A 17,369-nucleotide genomic window follows, 5' to 3' on the forward strand; every position below is an offset into this window, starting at 1 on the left:
AGAACCAAGAATGATGCTTTCTTATAGGCCATGATTTTTCCCGATCGCTGATTGCCGATCGCTCGCTACACCAACTTCAAGAAGCGTTTACCTAGCGCCTCAGCCGCACGCTGAGTGCCAATATTGGTGAAATTGAGCAACAAGGCCGAGGGTCCCCTGCTGCCCACCATCCAATCCGTCAACGCTTCACCGTACAAACCCTCGTCACGCATGCGTGCAACAAGCCGGCGATCCGACCGCCCTCCCCTGAGCCGCAGGATCAGGTGCATTCCCCCGGGCTGAGGGTCGATGCGCATGTATTTGTGCAGCACGCTCTCCAGGCCGGCTGCGGTCGCCTCTCGACGCTCGGCATAGAGCTTGCGCATACGCTGGATGTGACGCGCGAAGTGTCCCTCCGCGATAAACGCAGTGACGATGGCTTGCGTAAGCTGCGGACTGCCGCCAACGAAAGTGCGGCTGACGTCTTCGAATCGTTGTACCTGCTCCGGCGGCACGACCAGATAGGCAAGCCGAAGCGCAGGCAAAAGCACCTTGCTGAACGTACCCGCGTAAAGCACGCGCCCATCCCGATCCAGACTTTTCAAGGCAGGCAGAGGGCGACTGACGTACCGATACTCGCCGTCGTAATCGTCCTCGATAATCCAGCCTTGGTTTCGTGTGGCCCAGTCCAGCAACGCCAGCCGCCGTGGAAGCGACAGGGATACACACAGCGGACTTTGGTGCCCAGGCGTGACGACAGCGGCGCGCGCACGGGGAGCCAATTTCAAGCCTTCAGAAACGATCATCCCGTCCGCATCCACCGGTACCGGCACGCAGGTCATGCGCATCAACTCCAGCAAGTCCCGCGTGGGCGGGTAGCCGGGATTCTCGTTCCAGACGCGATCGCCGGGCTTGAGCAAGGCATGTGCGATCAGTTCGAGCGTATGACGATATCCCGACGTCACGAAAACCTGCGCAGGAGAACAGTCGATGCCGCGTGAGACCTGAAGATAGGCAGCAATGGCGGCGCGCAGGCCGTACAAGCCCAATACGGAAGGATGGACCATGTCCGACGGCTGCATCGCACGTATGCAACGCGCGCCAAGGCGTGCCCAGATCTTTCTGGGAAACGCGTCCAATGCGGGTAAACCCATTTGGAATGGCAGGACCGAGTCGGGACGGAAGCTGGTCGCGATAGTGGGAGGATCCGTGCGAAGTACTGCGTCCGCCATCGGGATGTGTGGCGTCAGTCCCGGCGTCACGATGGTTCCCGCCTGGCCGCGGGCCTGGATGTAGCCCTCCGCAGCCAGCAGCGAATAGGCGGTCTCGATCGTCCCCCTTGCCAGACCCAGCTCCTTGGTCAGCGCGCGTGCCGAGGGTATGCGGTCGCCAGGCTTAAGCAATCCGTTGGCAATGGCGCTGCGAAACCGGTCGTAGATCTGCCGGTAGAAAGGCTCAGTCGCCGCAGGGTCCAACGGCGACAGTCCGCTGTTTCGGGTCACGTTCATGGACTAGTCGATCACACAGTTTGTTCAAGAACGGAGTGTACCGCCGGAAATCAGGTGCGCCTTATGCAGATCGGCTACGCCAGGCGGATGGCTTGATCATGGCCCATATGAAAGTTCCACTTATGGACCTTCGATAGAGGTCACGCCGTTTGTAGGATGAAGGCTACTCCTGTACCCCAAGGCACCCGCATGAATATTCTTCACGTCAGTATCAGCCCCCGTGGGCGGGCCGCCGAGAGCTACCGGCTTTCGCGAAAAATCGTGGACCAACTGCTGGAAAAGCATCCGGCTGCGACCGTGATCCATCGAATGATCGGTGACGGCTCGCTGTCGCATGTCGATGAAAACTACGCGATCTCCCAGCACGCGACCGAGGATGTCTCCCAGGAAGGCACCGCCGCAACGTCGGCAGAACTGATCAGGGAACTGCAAGACGCCGATATCGTGGTCGTGGGAACGCCCATGCACAACTTCACCGTGCCTTCCGCGCTGAAGGCATGGATCGACCACGTGGTTCGCGTGCGCTGGACGTTCAACGTGAGTCCTCACGGGAAAGTACCGCTGCTTGCCGACCGGCCGGTTTTCGTCGCCATCTCCTCGGGCGGAAGATTCGCCGAGGACGGCACGCGCCAGCCGGATTTCCTCACGCCGTATCTGAAGGCCGTCTTCGCCATCATCGGCTTGCGCGATCTGAAATTCCTGTCCGTCCAGGGCACAGCCTTTGGCGCCGAGGCACTGGCAGGGGCGAGAGACGGTGCAGATCGGGCTCTGCAGGACTATTTCCATCCGCTGTCTGCTTAAGAGAACGCCCCGACGACACTGACCTGTCACGCAAGCGAGTACGCATTTGCCGGCGATCCGCCTGAATTCAGGTGGATCGAACGCATCGTGTGGGCGCAGGAATGTCATCGTCACCGTGTCAGTCCTGCGCCTGCGAGACCGCCGCGGTGCAGCCCTGCACTGGGCCAGACAGTAGACGAAGGGGCAATGCCCCCTCGCGCCGCCCGAAGCGGGCCGCCCCGCGAAGCGGCACTTTGAAGCCACTCCGCGCCATAACGCCCATGCGGCGACCTCCTCGAAAACGCCATTACTTACGCCTTCTCCGATGAGGCATCGCCGGTTCCCTGCAGAAACTTAGCCATGCCTTAGCAGCGCCGGCCAGATGGGCGTCTATCACATCTCCAGCCTTGACAAGGTATTACGACAGAAAGAAGAATGAGAACGATTCTTATATAGATGCGTGATCTTGCTGATCGGTATCGCCAGGGAAGCAATTACTTGTCGGGGACAACCATGAAGATACGACTGCTGACGTTCGCCCTGCTGGCGGGCATGGCCACCATGCCTGCCGCTCACGCTGATGAACCTCTTTTCGGCTACATCTACACGACCGACACCCTGCCCAAGGACAAGAGTGAATTGGAGCAATGGGCCACTCTGCGCGAAGGACGTTCGCAGGGAACGTTCCACCTTTTGCAGACCCGTACCGAGTACTCCTATGGCGTGTCCGACAAGCTCCAGTTGTCCGGATACATGAATCTGGCGTGGACCAAGGTCGACGGCAACGTACCCGATGGCAGCACGGCCCCGCCTGAAGTGTTCGCCGACTACAACGTTCCTTCGGAAGGTTCGTGGAGCCGCAGCCGTTTGGAGAGTTTCTCGCTGGAGGCGATCTATCGGTTCGCCAGCCCGTACACGTCGCCGGTAGGCGCTGCCGTCTATATCGAGCCTTCGCTGGGGCCGCGCACGCAGGAACTCGAAACTCGCCTGATCCTCCAGTCGAATTTCCTCGACGATCGCCTTGTGTTTGCCTTCAACACGACGATTGGTCAGGAGAAGCGTTATCTGCACGGCGACCCCACTGCGGATCCCACGTCGGACGACTACCGTGATCATTGGGACAAGGAAACCGACGTCAATTTTGGCCTTGCCGGCAGCTATCGTTTTGCGCCCAACTGGTCGGTGGGTGCGGAGGTGCAGAATGAGCGCGAATAGGCGGGTTTTAATCCGTTCGAATCGAACAAGCGAACCAACGTGGCATGGTACGCAGGTCCTACCCTTCACTACGGCGGCCGCCACTTCTTCATGACTTTCACGACGCTATTCCAGCTGCATGGCGCGCGTGACTACGCCAATCCGGCGGACGAAAGCTTCGTTGTCCATGGCATCACGAATGCCGATGATTTCGAGAAGTATCGATTCCGGTTGAAGCTTGGCTACTATTTCTAAGCTTGCGGCAAGCCCTTCGTTTGCACAGATGGCTCTTTTTCCAGGTATCCGGACACGATCAGCATGAATCATCGCTTCCTACTTGTTCCCGTGGCCGCTCTGGTCATCGCAGCCCCTGTGCAGGCGACGGTCTATCTAAGCGTCGAGCAGGCGCAGGCGCTGATGTTTCCAGGCGCCTCGCTTACTCCCATGCCCCTCACGCTGACGCCCGAACAAGTGAAGAGCGTAGAGCGAGCCAGCGACGTCAACGTGCTCTCCCCACAGATCAAGGCATGGCGCGCTTCCACGGGAGGATGGTTTATCGCCGACCAGGTGGTGGGCAAACATGAGTTCATTCCGTTTGCCCTGGCCATCGACGAGCATGGTGCCGTCAAGTCGGTCGAGATTCTCGAGTACCGGGAGGCTTATGGCGATCAAGTGCGCAACGAAGCCTGGCGGGCGCAGTTTGTGGGCAAGACGCATGCCTCTCCCTTGAAGCTCAACGACGACATCAAGAACATCTCCGGAGCCACGCTATCCAGCCGTCATATGACAGATGGTGTGAAGCGCCTTCTTGCCATGTATGAGCTTGTACTTGCCCACACCAACGGTTGAACGTGCCCAGCCATGGCTGGGTACCACCGTCGTCATCCGTGTGGAGGGCGAGGACGACCCTGCGCGCGTCCACGCTGCCATCAGCGAGGCCTTCGCGGCGATTGCGCACGTTCACGGGCGAATGAGCTTCCACGAGCCGGCGAGCGACCTCTCTCGCTTGAATCGAGCGACCGTAGGCGTTCGTGTTGGCGTGGACGAAGCAACGCTCGCGGTCTTGCGTGAAGCCACAAGGCTCGCCGAACTGACCGATGGCGTATTCGACATCACTGTTGGCGCGCAGCTGGTAAAGCGTGGCTTCTTGCCGCCGCCTGGGGAAAGTCGAGCACCCGACGCCTCTGCCACGTGGCGCGACATCGAGCTGCTCGAAGATGGCGTGCGTCTGCACCGGTCGCTGTGGATTGACCTGGGCGGCATCGCCAAAGGCTACGCCGTCGATCAAGCCATCAGGGCCTTGCGCGCGGCCGGCGTTACGCGTGGCTGCGTCGATGCCGGCGGCGACCTTCGCATGATAGGAGAAGGGCCGCATCGCGTTGCCATCAATAGCGGCTTTTCATCGGATCACTTTGCCGTCATCGAACTGGGAGAAGCGGCCGTCGCCACGAGCACGGGCCGTGCCTTCGAGCACCAGGGCGTACATCTCGATGGCCGGAACGGATTGGATTCCGGGCTGGATCGCTGCACGAGTGTCGTCAGCGCGCACTGCATCCATGCCGACGCACTCACCAAAGTGGTCTTGGCACTGGGTAGGCAGAGCGACTCCATCTTGCGCCACTATGGCGCCACGGCCTATTTGCAGGACAGCACCGGCCAATGGACGGTTCTGGGAGAACTACCCTCGTGACACATATGCGACCACCCACCGTGGTGGGCCATCATCGGACGCCACTGCGTCTGTCCAGGCGTCGTCGCCACTTCATCTACGGCGTTGGATGGCTGCTATGGGGCACCGGGGCGCTGTGGCTCGCGTTCCACTACTTCTTCATGGGCCGGGGTGAGTTTGGCGATACGCCACATCCGTCGGAACCGTGGTGGCTGCGCTTGCACGCTGTCGCGGCGTTTCTCTCGCTCTGGAGCTTCGGTCTTGTCTGGGGAGTCCATATCGTTGCCGGCTGGCAAACACGCAGGCAACGTGTATCGGGCGGCATCCTATTTGGCACGCTCACCTGGCTCACGCTTACCGGTTACCTGCTCTACTACCTCACCGATGATTATTGGCGCAGCGTGAGCGCTCTAGCCCATTGGATCGTAGGGCTCGCGATACCGCTGGTGCTGGCGGTGCATGTGATCCTGGGGCGGCGTCGGGCCAAGACGTAACGCATTGGCGCTTGGCGGTGAGTGCTTGGCGTGATTCCACGTCTTAGGCCCGCAAATCCGCATGGCGAGTCACTGGCCAGGACTGCCCTGCTTCAAGCCTCTCGCCAGCGACTCCACATTGCTAGTCCAGGCGGAAAGCAAATCGGGGTCCTCTTCCCAGAGCTCCCTGAGTTCGCTGGACTGGCCGCATACCCGCAAACACGCCTTCGAACCAAGCTCGGCTAGCGAGGAGAAGTCCAGTGCGGCCAGGCGTTCGCGCCAAGCGATACGGGCCTCGGTTTCGTCATCGTCCAATGGTTGCCCGTTTTTTGCCGAGAGGATGACTGCCGCGCAAGCGAGTACAGCTTGGCCGGCGTCATACTCCACGTAATCGGCGGCAATCGCGGTCTCGAAAGCTGCCCGCATGACCGCTCGTGGGTCGGCTCGCGGAATAAGCTGCTCCTCGAGGAAATCCAAAGCGGTGTCGTCGTCGAAGACCTTCGCACCCCAAGCACCCATCTGCCTCTCCTTACTTCAATAGCTAGCTGACAATTTGAATGCGCGACACGCTCATTCTTTCAACTTGTGGCTGTCCTCGGCCGTCAAATCCAGGCCGTAGACCTCGCGCAGCTTCTGGACGTGCTGCAGCGTCCTGGTCGAAAAAGGCTTCTTGTTTTCGAAAGCGTGCAAGGCGATCCCCTCGATCAAATCGCCCAATGAGATGTCCATCGTCTCTGCGAGGCTCTTGAGCACTTTCAAGATCCGCTTTTCGATTCGCACGCCTGTTTGCACGCGATCGATCTTCATCTTGTCATTCATGGTGACTTCGTCGGTTGCCCAGATTCGAATTTAGCTGACGGCCAAGGACTTCCGAAACAACAGGCTCCTCGGACTCCGCTCCAAAAACGGCTTTTCCTTGTAATCCAAGCTTCGGTAGAGGGCAACTGCAGGCATGAGATCCTGCCCTGTATCGAACTCGATGGTCCTGCCGCCCTTCCCTGCCACGAAACGCTCTGCCTGCATCATCAGGGCGCGCCCAATGCCTGAGCGACGCGCCGCGGGAACAATCCAGAGGCGATAGAGCCTGGCAAGTTCGGCATCAGCAGCAAAACTGACTACGATCATGCCCGTGACCGAGAGATCGCGGAACGCGAAGATCGCATGGGCATGCTCCAAATCATGCGGAGTGAGTGAGCCCTCGGGCTGGTCGTGGCCGCCCTGGCGAAGCTCGGCCGTCATGTGCGCACTGATGCGATGAAAGAGGCTGCAGTTTGCCGCCGTCTCCAGAAAATCGATCGTGTTGTCGGAGATGATCGCGTCGTCCATCGTGGCTGCCCTATGAGATCAGTGCGGTTGAGCGGTGGCGTGAGCAAGCATGCTGGCGATCGCCTCTCGCCACTCTGGGCCCTGCGCGGTGAAGAACTGTTCGAATTGGGCAAGATACTTGGCGTCGGCGTCTTTCAGTGGCGTGCGACTGCACCAAACATGCACGCGCACGGTAGTGGGGTCTTTCTGGCTCAGGGAGATGTCGTAGCGTGATACGCCTGTCTCTGGAATGAAGATGAGATAGCCGACCTTGCCCTGCTCAGGCTCATAGCGGTCCATGACCCAGGTTGCGGCGCCCCACTCGGATTTCGTCTGGAAAACGGCGCCGATTTCTTGGCCGCCGCCAGCGGGGCGGACAAATTCAGGGCTCCAGTCAGGCGCCCACTCTCGTTCTTTCACTGGCCCAAAATAAGGCGTCAGTGCCGCCACGGTTCCCGGCAATTCGAAATCGAACTCGCGCTCCGCATACATGTGTGCCACTCCGGCTTGGGAGGATGGGTTCAACGTGCCGTGAATTCGATGTGCGCCAGGTGCACCGTGCACCCCTTTCGCAGTGCTCTGCGAATGGACCATGGCAACTCCCAGGCCGACCGCAAGAGACGCGGCTAGGGCACCGACTACTATGATTTTCATGCGCATTGAAACCCCCGCGGCTAGATAGGCAGCCCTCGATAACTCAGCTCGCTTTCTTTCATTAATGTACCTTGGTACCAAGGTACATAATAGACCTCAGGTGAGCGGCCCTGCAAGTGGGTTGTTCTATGCCTTTTTCCCGTCGCGAGGCGCCAGCAATCGCATCGACACGACGTCCGAACGAACAGTTGCCCACGGTCCGTTGCCAGGGCAACGGCCGCCCTGTAGGTTGGACGCATGGCGCTGAAACGGATGGACAACGTAGGCATCGTCGTCGAGGATCTCGACGCGGCGATCGCTTTCTTTGGCGAGCTCGGCCTCGATCTCGAGGGGCGGACCGTGATCGAAGGAGCATGGGCCGGACGCGTTACCGGACTGCCCGGTCAATGCGTCGAAATTGCCATGATGCGCACGCCTGACGGCCACAGCCGGCTCGAGCTCTCGCGGTTTCTCGCCCCAGCTGCTGTCGCCGATCACCGAAACGCCCCGGTGAACTCCCTGGGCTACCTGCGCGTCATGTTCGCCGTGGATGACGTCGACGAGACGCTCAAAAGGCTTCAGAAGCGAGGCGCACAACTGGTAGGCGAAGTTGTTCAATATCAGGACGCGTATCGGCTCTGCTATATCCGCGGCCCTGAGGGCCTGCTCATCGGACTCGCCCAAGAACTCCGTTGAGCTCCCTCGCCAGCGGGCTAGCTCAAGGCCTGCCAGGTGAGTGGACCGACGATGCCATCGGGTACCAGGCTGCGAGTGCGTTGGAACGCACGTACCAGGGCTTCGGTATGAGGACCGAAATAGCCGTCCGGGCTCGCGCCGACCTTGCCTTGTATGAGCTTCACCAGCTCGCCCACCGCGCCGCGTCGCAAGGTTGGTCGGCCCAGTGCATGGCCAGGCTGGTTCGGCTCCGTCGACGGTATCAAGGGACGCACCGCAAAACTTCCACTCATGACACCGGCAACGGATTGGCGGAATGTCGCCATGTCGAAGGACGGATCGCTCTTTCTGCCAACAGGCAGCGCGTACTCCTTGTGGCCCGCACAGGCATCGGCACCACGCTCCAGCTTGGCGAGGATGGCGGCCACGCCACGACGATAAGCGTCCAGTTGCACCGACGGCCATGGCTCGCCGACACCGGAATTCTCCGCCTCAATGCCTATGAAACTGGAGTTCCCGGTGGTGCAGCCCTGCCACACACCTGCCCCCGCGTGATTGCAGCGACCGGCGGCCACCACATAAAACGTGCCGTCCCGCCCCAGCCCTAGTTGTGCCAGCGGACCGGCGAGATCCGTTCGTCCTTCGATCAGCGTGCGCAGCGTCGGCATATTGCCCGGATTTGGATTGGCGGTGTGGTGGCACATCACGCCTTCGACGTGCCCCATGTCACCGCGCCCGCGCGTTTCCCAGCCATCGACCGTGGCCACTTTCAGCCCCGCATGCCGCAGGACCGGTTGCAACCAAAGCAGGCTATAGGTCATTGCGCCACGCCTCCCTGGGCACAAGGAAGGTCCTGGTCCAGGGTCGGCGCCAGCGGGTTGGCGCCGCAGCCATCGAGTTGCGCGCTCCCGGCGTCGTGCGCGGCTGCCATCACTGAAGAGTCCGCGACTCCATGAAGCGACTGGCTCGGCGGTGTTGTGCTCTTGGATGTCGCCTCCACCAGGACATTGCCTTGTTCGCCTGATGCCGAGGGTTTGATGCTGCTCCTCAACGTCATGATCTTGTTGAGCACGTCGAACCAGAACGGTGCTCCCAGCGTGACGGCAAAGGCCGTCAGGAACCACCCCAACGCAGGGGCCACGAAGGTGTGCCAGGCATACGAAGCGCGTCCGGCTTTTGCTTGCACATGCCCCTCGTCGGCTTGCGCCCATCCAATCGGCAACGACGTTTGGGCTATGAGTTGTTGGATGGGATCGAAGTCCTTGGGACTGCTCTCGGGCCGCTTGGCCGCACTTTCGGCTTGGGCGACCAGCGCCTGCCGCACCGACGGATTTGCGTAGAGGTAATCAGCCAGTGCGAGCGTGTTGATATTGAAGCCGATCGCGAGGCCGAGCCCGAGCAGGAAGATGACCAGCTGGCTCGCACGCTTGTACATGCCGGAGATCCGGTCCATGGCACTGTCGTACCAGGCCTCGACATGCCGCACGGTCTTTTCCAGGTCATCGCCTGCCGTGTTGACCGCCATGCTGACGACGCGTTGAAGCGTCGCGTTCGGCAAGGTCTGAATACCGGAACGTATCGATGCCAGGGAGAGCTCCACGCTATCCGCCAGCGTCGGATCAGTGGCGGCCTGGCCGGATGGTCCGCGCGCCGCCATGTCGAGCAAGGCCAGCGCGAAATTGCGCGATGGAATATAGGACGGGAGATTGTGCCCGCGACTGTACCAACGCGGATTCATGGCCAGGGGTGCCGCGGGATAGACGCCGAAGTAGAGCGGATCGATCAAGGGGTGCTGATACAACTGCCGGGTCAAGCTCCCCGAGTCGACATCGCTCAACAACTCGCGTATGCCGCGCTCCAGATAAGCCGCCCGCGTCTTCAACCACGCCTCGATGCCTTCGCGAATGGCCGAGCACATCATGCTCAGGATGATGTAGATGAAGACGATGCCGATCGCCACATCGAGGATCGCGGAGCCGAACATCGAGTTACGCCCTCTTCGCGTGCCTATCGCCAATCACGGCCGATGGCTCGAACCCCGCCATCGGTCCCTGTTGCTTTCGCCGCCCGTGCCTTCGCTGTTCTAGCGAGTGGGTGACTTTTTTGGCGCCCTTTTTCGCGTTGACTTCACCGTGGTCTTGGCTGCGGTCTTCGCATTGGCCTTGGTCCTGGCGTTGCTTTTGACCTTGGTCGGCGCACCGGTGACGGCAGACTCTGCGAGAGGCTTGGCGGCGGGCGACGCCGCATGACTCGCCGTGGAGCCTGTCCCGAACGAGGCCGTACGATTCGGCGAACGCTGCAGCAGCGCGCAGAGTGAATCGAACCGGCAACAGCACTCGGCGTACGAGCCGGCGCCCTGGCTGATCCCAAGCGTCGCATAGTGGTGCATGCCACGAGACTTCAGCGCGCCTGGCTGGCCGTTGCTCTGGGGCCAATCGAGGCTGCCGTTGCCCGCCACGCGCGCGGGTATGAGCCAGTAGTCCCCGGTGGCATAGACACCGCCCACGGAGAATGTCACTTCGATGCCGTCCTCCAGGTCAAGCGGCGCGCCTTCGATGAGCGGTACGCAGCCCTGCATGTTCACGCCATCCTTTTGATCCCAGCGGCGCATGAGCGGATGTTTCTGCGGACTATTGCTGACCGCATAGGCAGCCACTCCCGTCGGCGGGGCAAGGATCACCTGCTTGCTGGCGATCTTGATAGCGGTGACTTGGAGCAGAGGGCCAGTCAGCTGGCCCAGCGTGTAGTCGTCGTCGACAAGTTCTACCCAATCATCGACGGCGAGACCAAGCCGCTGGTCGCGACCAAGGCTTGCCACGGTCACGACGATCTGTGCGCTGCCATCGGCTTGTTGCTCAGTAGCAGTCTCCAGCACAGAAAAGATCACCGAGCCGTCTTCGCGGGAAAACTTGAAGGTGGCGCCATTCGCACCACCGGCGGCGCCTGCCAGCCCGCCCTGGTGAACCTCCACGCGATACAGCTGGTTCTCGCATCCGCGATAACGGGCGTCTGCCGAGATCACGCACGGATCGATGTCCGATGGAGCCGGCCCCAATTGGGCCTGCATAAGTGGCCATGCATACGTGGCGCGCGCTCCAAGGATGCCGCCGATCGCCTGGCACAGGTTGCTGCCATTGGCGATACCCGCGGCCAGCGACTGGCGCAGGGCGTCGACCTGCGCAAGCTGGCTGTTGATCGCCGCTGACGCGGCAGCATCATTGCCTGCGGCTTTCAGGCGTAGCTTGAGCGCAGCGGTAATGTTGTCCAACAGGCTCGCCTCCAAGCCAAGCAATCGAATCTGCCAGATCGTCTGCGCGCGCGATGCCGTGTCCACGCCATCCAGCGCAAGGTCAAGCAGCGACGGCGCCTCGATGGCCGACACATGCCGCTCCCACACATCGAGCCATAGCGCGAAACTCGGCGGCGGTTGATTCCAGCTGCCGGCAGTGTCCAGCGGCGTGGGGGCATAAGGCTGGCTGCCCAGCGTACAGTCGGCGTCGTTTTCACAGAGAATGCCATCGACATAGAAGTGGCCCGCTTTCAGCGGCCATGCCGACAGGCCACCCTGGCCGGCCGTCACCTGGAACCCGCTGCCCACGGCCCAGCACGGACCCACCAGATCGCGGATCAGCGTATGCAGCAGGTGGAGCTGGATGCCGACCTGCTCGTTCCAATCCGCCTCCAGCAGCACCCTGCCCTGTTGCTGCAGCACGCGTGTCCGGTGTTGGGTCGGATCGAACGTGACGCGTGCAAAGTCACCCTTCATGATCGATCTCCTAGCTCGCGTAGAGGATGCCGGCGTCGGTGCTGGCCGGCACGTATTCCTGCAACCGCACGGCAAGGTTGGCCTCGCGCTGCGGTTCGTACAGATCGTGGTACACACCCATCGCCGAGCCATCTGACGCGCCACTGCGGATCTCCTCGCAGCAAGAGTCGTGCAGGCGAACATAGTCGGGTGTCGCATAGCGAAGGCTGCGCAGCAACGGTGTGACGCGCAGGATCTCGGCGGGTCGCTGTGTCATTGGTGCGGCCGCCGTCGCCAGATCAGGCTGGCAGTGGAAGCGCTGAGGCGTGCGTGAGCCTAGCGGCACAAAACAGAAGCGCATGCAGCCCAGCTGGCGGCGCAACACACGCAGCGGGCTCACGAAGATGCTGTCCTCGGCCAGCTCGATTGTGTGCGCCCGCACTTCGCCGATCACGGTGCAGCGCCGGATGCTGGCGTTTACATAGGCGACTGCCTCGTCGGGCGCGCCGATCGCCACACGCGCCGGACCGGTAGCGTCAAGCACGCTGTCGCATAACTGCAGTAGCGGCGGCTCGCCACGGCGAGGCGGACTGATCACCGAAATGGGCCCGATGATGCTGTGCTCCACGCGCAGTGACGCACGCGTGCCATCCAGCGTCACGCTCGGCTCGCCAGGACGCCTGGGGTCGCACTCGCATTGCAGCGTCCAGCCCGGCACCAGGGTGCAATGCCGTATCACCAGCTCGCACAGGTCCGGCGCAGGCGTGGCGGCATCCGCGTCGTCGCCTTCGACGTGGACTTCGATGCCTCGCCCGATGATCAGCAGGCCATCCAGCAGGAAGCGGCTGCCGGGGCCGCCGCTCACGCTGAGCGCGTCCTGCTGATTGGCCTGCGCGTCGAGCAGGCGAAGCACCGGACGCGTGCGATCCGCCGCGCGCAGCTGGATCGCTTCGCCAGCCGCCAGTTGCAGGTCGATGCCGCCGTCGTACACGCCGCTCTCGGCCAGCTCGATGACCAGCGCTTTCAAATCTGGCGCCGCTGCCTTGGCCTCGGACCACGCCACCAGGGCATCAGCGATGCTGGCGAAATGTCCGGGCGGGAGGTTGGCCTGGGTTGCCTCGCTGTTCGGCAACTTCGTATGCACAACATAGTGCGTGGCACTTTTCAGGTCATGAGTTTTCGGATCGCGTCCGATCAGCCCGGGTGTGGCCCGCATGTACTCTCCGCCACCAAGATCGGCGGCGAATCCGTATTGATAACTCACCCAGACACCATGCTTGGGGCGCGCGTTGGCGGGAAACATCAGGCGCCCCCGCTCGGGGTCGACCGCCACGCGGCCCCTGGGAATCTGGTAGCGCCACTCCGACAGATCCGCTGGCAGCAAGGCCTCGCGCGGCACCGGCTGGCCCTGCCCTTTGGATGGCCAGTTCGGTGCATAGATAAGCACGCTCTTGCCGTCGCCGTAGATGTCGGCGGACACGCTCGCGTAGTCGGCCAGCGGCCCGCGATCGGCAAAACGATAACGACGCAACGGCACCGGCAACTGAAGTTCCTGCGCCACGGTGGTTGCCGCCGGCGGAGTCTCCGGGCGCTGAAACAACGGCGTGTCATTGCCCAGCACGCTGAACGTGTAGCAATGGGGCCCGATGTCTTCCACGCAATACGCCGCCGTTGCCGTCACCGCATAGCTGCGCAGCCGGAATACGAACAGGCCCAGATCGGGCACGCCATAGCGTCCACGGCGATGATGGCTGCCCATGCGTCTTACATCCACGCTGTGAGCCAGCGGGTCGAAGGCGCCATTGGCCCAGCGGATACGCTGCATGACGCCCGGATCGCGGACGTTGGCGGTGCCGCCTCGGGTGCGATGCTGGTGGTCGAGGTGTTGCATCCAGCCCAGCAGTCGGTAGAACTCCACTGCCCGCGCGGGCCAGCCGGCGGCGTCGCGGGCCAGATCATCGAGCAAGGCGAGCGTGCCTTTGCGGCGGCGCGCATCGATGGTGTTCGCCACGTCAGCACGCGGGGCGAGCACGCGGCCGAGCTTCGCGGCTGGTGCACCATCCTCCCCCAGGGCCTGCGCTTCCGGCAGCAAGCCATAGCCGAGCAGGTCGCCGATATAGGGCACGACCCAGTCATCGCAGGTTTCGATAAACCAGTTGTTGTAGAGCCGCGTGATATCCGCCTCCAGCAGATTGACCTGGGTCGTCACGACGCGCAGGAAGTCCCTCAGCGGATAGCCGACCTCCGCATCGCGCATGCGATAGACGACCGGCATCAAGTCGTAGAGGCGATCGCGGTTCGCGCTCATCACGGGATCTCCTGCAGCAACAAGGTGTCCGGCACATCGGCGAGGAAGTAGGCAAGCTGGGCTGGTTTTACCTTGCCATCGGCGCCATAGCGCGCACCCAGCACAGGCACCGACGAGTTCAGCACTCCCGCGGTTTGTGCAGCGGTGGCTGGCGAAGACTTCGGCTCCGGTAAGCTAGTGCGGCTGACCCCGGCGACGTTGTCGCCGTTGTCCCGATCATCTATCTGGAAACCGGCCAGAATGCTGGCCTCGTCGATGCTGCCGAACGCATCCATATCGACCCACGCGACGCCGCGCACGCCCTGCATGCAGGCGACGATCTCGCTGATATACAGGCTCTGGGCCAGCTCGCGCCGCTCGAAGCCGAAGCGCTCAAGCAGGCGCGATCGCAAGACCGGCTCAACCGCCTCCCATGTGTAGTCGGTCAACAGCCCGATCTTTGCACTGAGCGTGAGGGTGAGCAGTTCGCGCACTTTGAGGCCCACGGACAGCGACGGATCGCCATAGCGTTGCATGGCCAGCAGCAGGTTCAGATAGACATCGGAGGTTTCATCGATCGGTATGTCGCCGGCACCGGCGATGGTGACCCACACCTGCCCGCCCAACTTCACCGCCGACGCCTTGCCAACGCCGCCGAAGGTGCGTGCGAAATCGGCATAGTCCGCCACGGAAACCAGGCGGTCGAGCGCGAGTACCGCCAGCGGCACGTTGCGCCGCGCCTGGTCGCGTGTTTCAGCATCCGCGCCGCCGGTCGCCGGCAGCGGATTGATCACGTCTTTCACGCCCAGCGGCTTGGTGGCCAGCAAGCTGATCTGGCCCGCATCGACGTTGCCCGACGCGCCGATACCGTTACGGTAGTTCGCCACCAGATTTTCAATGCCGGTAGGCACTCGCGCGCCATGAACACCGTCACCGAAAGTCACACTGGTCTTGCCGCCATCGTCGGTGGAGGTCACAAAGCTGCGCTCGGCGGACGCCGCATCGGCAAGACTTTCCACTTCGTGCCACTGCACACCATTGACCACTACCTTAAGCGTGCTTTGCACACCATTGACGGTCGGCGCGGACACAAACGTCAGCGGCGCCTGTTTCAGCGCGAAGCTCGGCATCGCGATGGCGCTGTCGCCATTGCCCAGCACTTCATGGCGAGTCTCGCCGTTGGTGGCATGCACAACGTTGGCATAGATGCTGACGGTGTTTCTCACGTACCGATACGACAAGCCCTTGTCTTCGTCGAACACCAAGGTGCTGTGTACGGTGTCGCCGGGAAGATCGCTGCTGGAGCTCTGCTCGACGCCGGCGATCATCACCAACTCGGCGCCAATCACTGGATGAGAGCCAGGCACATCGGCGCGCTGGCCTTGCACGATGACCCAGCGTCCCACCTTCAGGCCATCGATCGCGCCGTCCAGGGTCAGCTGGGTGGCGCTGTCCCCGGGAAGGTTGGCTGGACTGTCCATGCCTACCTCGTCATCGATCGGCATGCTGGCCAGCTGCAGCAGTTCGCTCTGCGCATAGACCTGGGTGCCGCGCAGCCTGGAGGTAATGGTGTCGCGGGAGATGTCCCATAGGGGCGCTTTGGTATTGTTGGCGAGTGCGATCTCCGTAGTCTTGCCGCTCATCCCGTAGGCGGTACGCGGATGTATCTTCACGTTGCGCACCTTGGCCACCACGGGCAACGAACCCGGATCATCGCCGGGTTGCCGGATGACGACATAGCTGTCTGCCTCGATGCTGTCATAGGCATTGTCCAACTGCAGCACATCGACAAGTTCGTGCTGGGCCGACGGCTTCCAGTCGGGGGCGGGACCTGGCACGAACCGCAGGGAAGCCTTGGTCAACTTGTCGCGGTTGGCATACAGGCCGGTAGGTACGGCAGCGTTGTAGCCAAACAGGCAGGCTGGGGTGCGCAGCACATGGACCGATGACAACGCTAGTGAGGGCGTTTCCAGCGGCACGCCGGACCAGCCCGCATAGAAGCTGCCGGCCAGCCTCGATTCGAAGTTGAGCAGCAATTGTGGCCGGGCATCACTGGTCTTCGCCAAAGCTTTTGCAGCGCTTCGCTCCAGGCGCAGGCTGTTGGCGGGCTGTGCCTTGGGCGATAGCTTCAGCGCCTTATATAGCGCGGTAATCAGCGCTCCAAACGTCGGCGGCGACGACGCCGGCGGTGTGCCGAATGCGTCATCCACTGCACGACTGAATGCGACGATGGGTGGCGGATCGGAGCGCGGTTGATGTCGACCGATCATCACACTGGCCATTAACTGCTTGTAACTCCCGCGGTTGTCACCACCGAGCAGGAGCATCCGGCGCACCCAGCTCAGCGCGCCCGCCCAAGTCGCATAATCCGGATCGGAGGTATAGGCGGCCAAATCATCGAGCGCGACGCCAGCCGCATCGATGATTGCCGTCGTGGCCGGGTCCAGGGCCTGCAGCGTGACCTTGGTGACCTGGGTGGTTTGCTGCGGTTGTGCCGACTTGACGACGCGCAGGGCTTGTTCGCCCGTGGCAAGATCGCCAAACAGGAACAACAGCCGATCGCCCTGCTTCAGGTGCTGGTCGGTTCCTGCGAGCCAGAGCTCGTTCATGCTCGAAATCATCGCAACAGCAGGCTTCTTCGTTCCATCGGACGCCGGTGCGCGGGCGCGAATGTCCTGGGGCCGGCTCAGACGAGGCCTCAGCACATTCCACTCGCTACGGGCATCCAGTGCTTCGGCCGATTCGAAGGTCTGCATCTGTTCGCCGGGCGCAGGCACTGACTGCGCTTTGGACCCGGCAGGGATGGTCACAGGGCCCGAGTTGCTGTTGAGGGTGTAGGCAAGATAAACGCTCGCCGATACGCCGGGGCGCAGGCGATAGTCAACCAGGCGACCCAACTGCAGGATCGAGCAGCGCTCCGTAGCCGTGCGCAGATAGCCCTCGTTGGCGATGCGTTCCTGGTAAAAGCTGATCACGTCCGCGCCGATTGCCCAGGCATCCAGCAAGGCCATTGACGGGTCACCGAGATCGCGCGTACGCAGGTCTTTCAGCGCCGGCAAAGCGGCGGAGCTCAAATCGACTTGCATGGTCGCCATAAAGTCGGCATAGGTGCCCACCCGGT

General features: G+C 62.1%; 17 protein-coding genes. 7 read left to right on the forward strand and 10 right to left on the reverse strand.

All coding sequences use genetic code 11. The annotated features are described in order from the left end of the window. Positions 1-65 precede the first annotated feature (65 nt). Positions 66-1,487, reverse strand: coding sequence for a MocR-like pyridoxine biosynthesis transcription factor PdxR (gene pdxR / locus AC1DMY_RS10530; protein WP_477164897.1), 1,422 nt, complete (start codon positions 1,485-1,487; stop codon positions 66-68). Positions 1,488-1,676: 189 nt separating this feature from the next. Between pdxR and AC1DMY_RS10535 the strand changes: the two genes are divergently transcribed. From AC1DMY_RS10535 to AC1DMY_RS10560, 6 genes are all read left to right on the forward strand, one after another. Continuing rightward, positions 1,677-2,288, forward strand: coding sequence for an FMN-dependent NADH-azoreductase (locus AC1DMY_RS10535; protein WP_477164898.1), 612 nt, complete (start codon positions 1,677-1,679; stop codon positions 2,286-2,288). Positions 2,289-2,780: 492 nt separating this feature from the next. Next, complete coding sequence (locus AC1DMY_RS10540) at positions 2,781-3,482, forward strand: DUF6662 family protein (RefSeq protein ID WP_477164899.1); 702 nt, start codon at positions 2,781-2,783, stop codon at positions 3,480-3,482. A gap of 90 nt (positions 3,483-3,572) precedes the next feature. Next, positions 3,573-3,716 (forward strand): hypothetical protein, encoded by a 144-nt coding sequence (locus AC1DMY_RS10545; protein ID WP_477164900.1) that lies wholly within the window; start codon positions 3,573-3,575, stop codon positions 3,714-3,716. 63 nt (positions 3,717-3,779) lie between these two features. Continuing rightward, entirely contained in the window at positions 3,780-4,310 is a 531-nt protein-coding gene (locus AC1DMY_RS10550; RefSeq protein ID WP_477164901.1) for an FMN-binding protein, read from the forward strand. Further along, positions 4,279-5,151, forward strand: a complete 873-nt coding sequence (locus AC1DMY_RS10555; protein WP_477164902.1) for an FAD:protein FMN transferase — start codon at positions 4,279-4,281, stop codon at positions 5,149-5,151. The genes AC1DMY_RS10550 and AC1DMY_RS10555 overlap by 32 nt, the downstream gene beginning before the upstream one ends. A gap of 5 nt (positions 5,152-5,156) precedes the next feature. Beyond that, entirely contained in the window at positions 5,157-5,624 is a 468-nt protein-coding gene (locus tag AC1DMY_RS10560; RefSeq protein WP_477164903.1) for a hypothetical protein, read from the forward strand. Between the two features lie 69 nt (positions 5,625-5,693). Here the strand turns inward: AC1DMY_RS10560 and AC1DMY_RS10565 are convergent, their stop codons facing one another. From AC1DMY_RS10565 to AC1DMY_RS10580, 4 genes are read right to left on the reverse strand one after another with little or no spacing between them, the layout of a single operon-like run. Beyond that, positions 5,694-6,122, reverse strand: a complete 429-nt coding sequence (locus AC1DMY_RS10565) for a DUF4259 domain-containing protein (RefSeq protein ID WP_477164904.1) — start codon at positions 6,120-6,122, stop codon at positions 5,694-5,696. Between the two features lie 51 nt (positions 6,123-6,173). After that, the gene (locus AC1DMY_RS10570; RefSeq protein ID WP_477164905.1) at positions 6,174-6,422 is read right to left on the reverse strand and encodes a hypothetical protein; all 249 of its coding nucleotides are present in this window, start codon (positions 6,420-6,422) and stop codon (positions 6,174-6,176) included. Between the two features lie 30 nt (positions 6,423-6,452). Continuing rightward, the gene (locus AC1DMY_RS10575; RefSeq protein WP_477164906.1) at positions 6,453-6,929 is read right to left on the reverse strand and encodes a GNAT family N-acetyltransferase; all 477 of its coding nucleotides are present in this window, start codon (positions 6,927-6,929) and stop codon (positions 6,453-6,455) included. A gap of 18 nt (positions 6,930-6,947) precedes the next feature. Further along, positions 6,948-7,400: a hypothetical protein gene (locus AC1DMY_RS10580; RefSeq protein WP_477164907.1), complete on the reverse strand. Its 453-nt coding sequence runs from the start codon at positions 7,398-7,400 to the stop codon at positions 6,948-6,950. A 399-nt stretch (positions 7,401-7,799) separates the two neighbouring features. On the opposite strand from AC1DMY_RS10580, the gene AC1DMY_RS10585 reads away from it, so the two are divergent. Further along, the gene (locus AC1DMY_RS10585) at positions 7,800-8,237 is read left to right on the forward strand and encodes a VOC family protein (protein ID WP_477164908.1); all 438 of its coding nucleotides are present in this window, start codon (positions 7,800-7,802) and stop codon (positions 8,235-8,237) included. 17 nt (positions 8,238-8,254) lie between these two features. Here AC1DMY_RS10585 and AC1DMY_RS10590 read toward each other — a convergent pair whose 3' ends face one another. The 5 genes from AC1DMY_RS10590 to AC1DMY_RS10610 all read right to left on the reverse strand — a co-directional run bounded on the left by AC1DMY_RS10590 (position 8,255) and on the right by AC1DMY_RS10610 (position 17,322). Further along, a complete protein-coding gene (locus AC1DMY_RS10590) occupies positions 8,255-9,037 on the reverse strand; it encodes a peptidoglycan recognition protein family protein (protein WP_477164909.1) in 783 nt (260 codons plus the stop codon). Continuing rightward, positions 9,034-10,200, reverse strand: coding sequence for a hypothetical protein (locus AC1DMY_RS10595; RefSeq protein WP_477164910.1), 1,167 nt, complete (start codon positions 10,198-10,200; stop codon positions 9,034-9,036). Before AC1DMY_RS10595 ends, AC1DMY_RS10590 begins: the two co-directional genes overlap by 4 nt. A gap of 99 nt (positions 10,201-10,299) precedes the next feature. Beyond that, on the reverse strand, positions 10,300-11,982 hold the full coding sequence (locus AC1DMY_RS10600; protein ID WP_477164911.1) for a DUF6519 domain-containing protein: 1,683 nt from the start codon (positions 11,980-11,982) through the stop codon (positions 10,300-10,302). Between the two features lie 10 nt (positions 11,983-11,992). Further along, the gene (locus AC1DMY_RS10605) at positions 11,993-14,269 is read right to left on the reverse strand and encodes a hypothetical protein (RefSeq protein ID WP_477164912.1); all 2,277 of its coding nucleotides are present in this window, start codon (positions 14,267-14,269) and stop codon (positions 11,993-11,995) included. Continuing rightward, a complete protein-coding gene (locus AC1DMY_RS10610) occupies positions 14,269-17,322 on the reverse strand; it encodes a putative baseplate assembly protein (protein ID WP_477164913.1) in 3,054 nt (1,017 codons plus the stop codon). The genes AC1DMY_RS10605 and AC1DMY_RS10610 overlap by 1 nt, the downstream gene beginning before the upstream one ends. Positions 17,323-17,369: the final 47 nt, after the last annotated feature.

Source organism: Dyella sp. 01L423, from assembly GCF_056399945.1.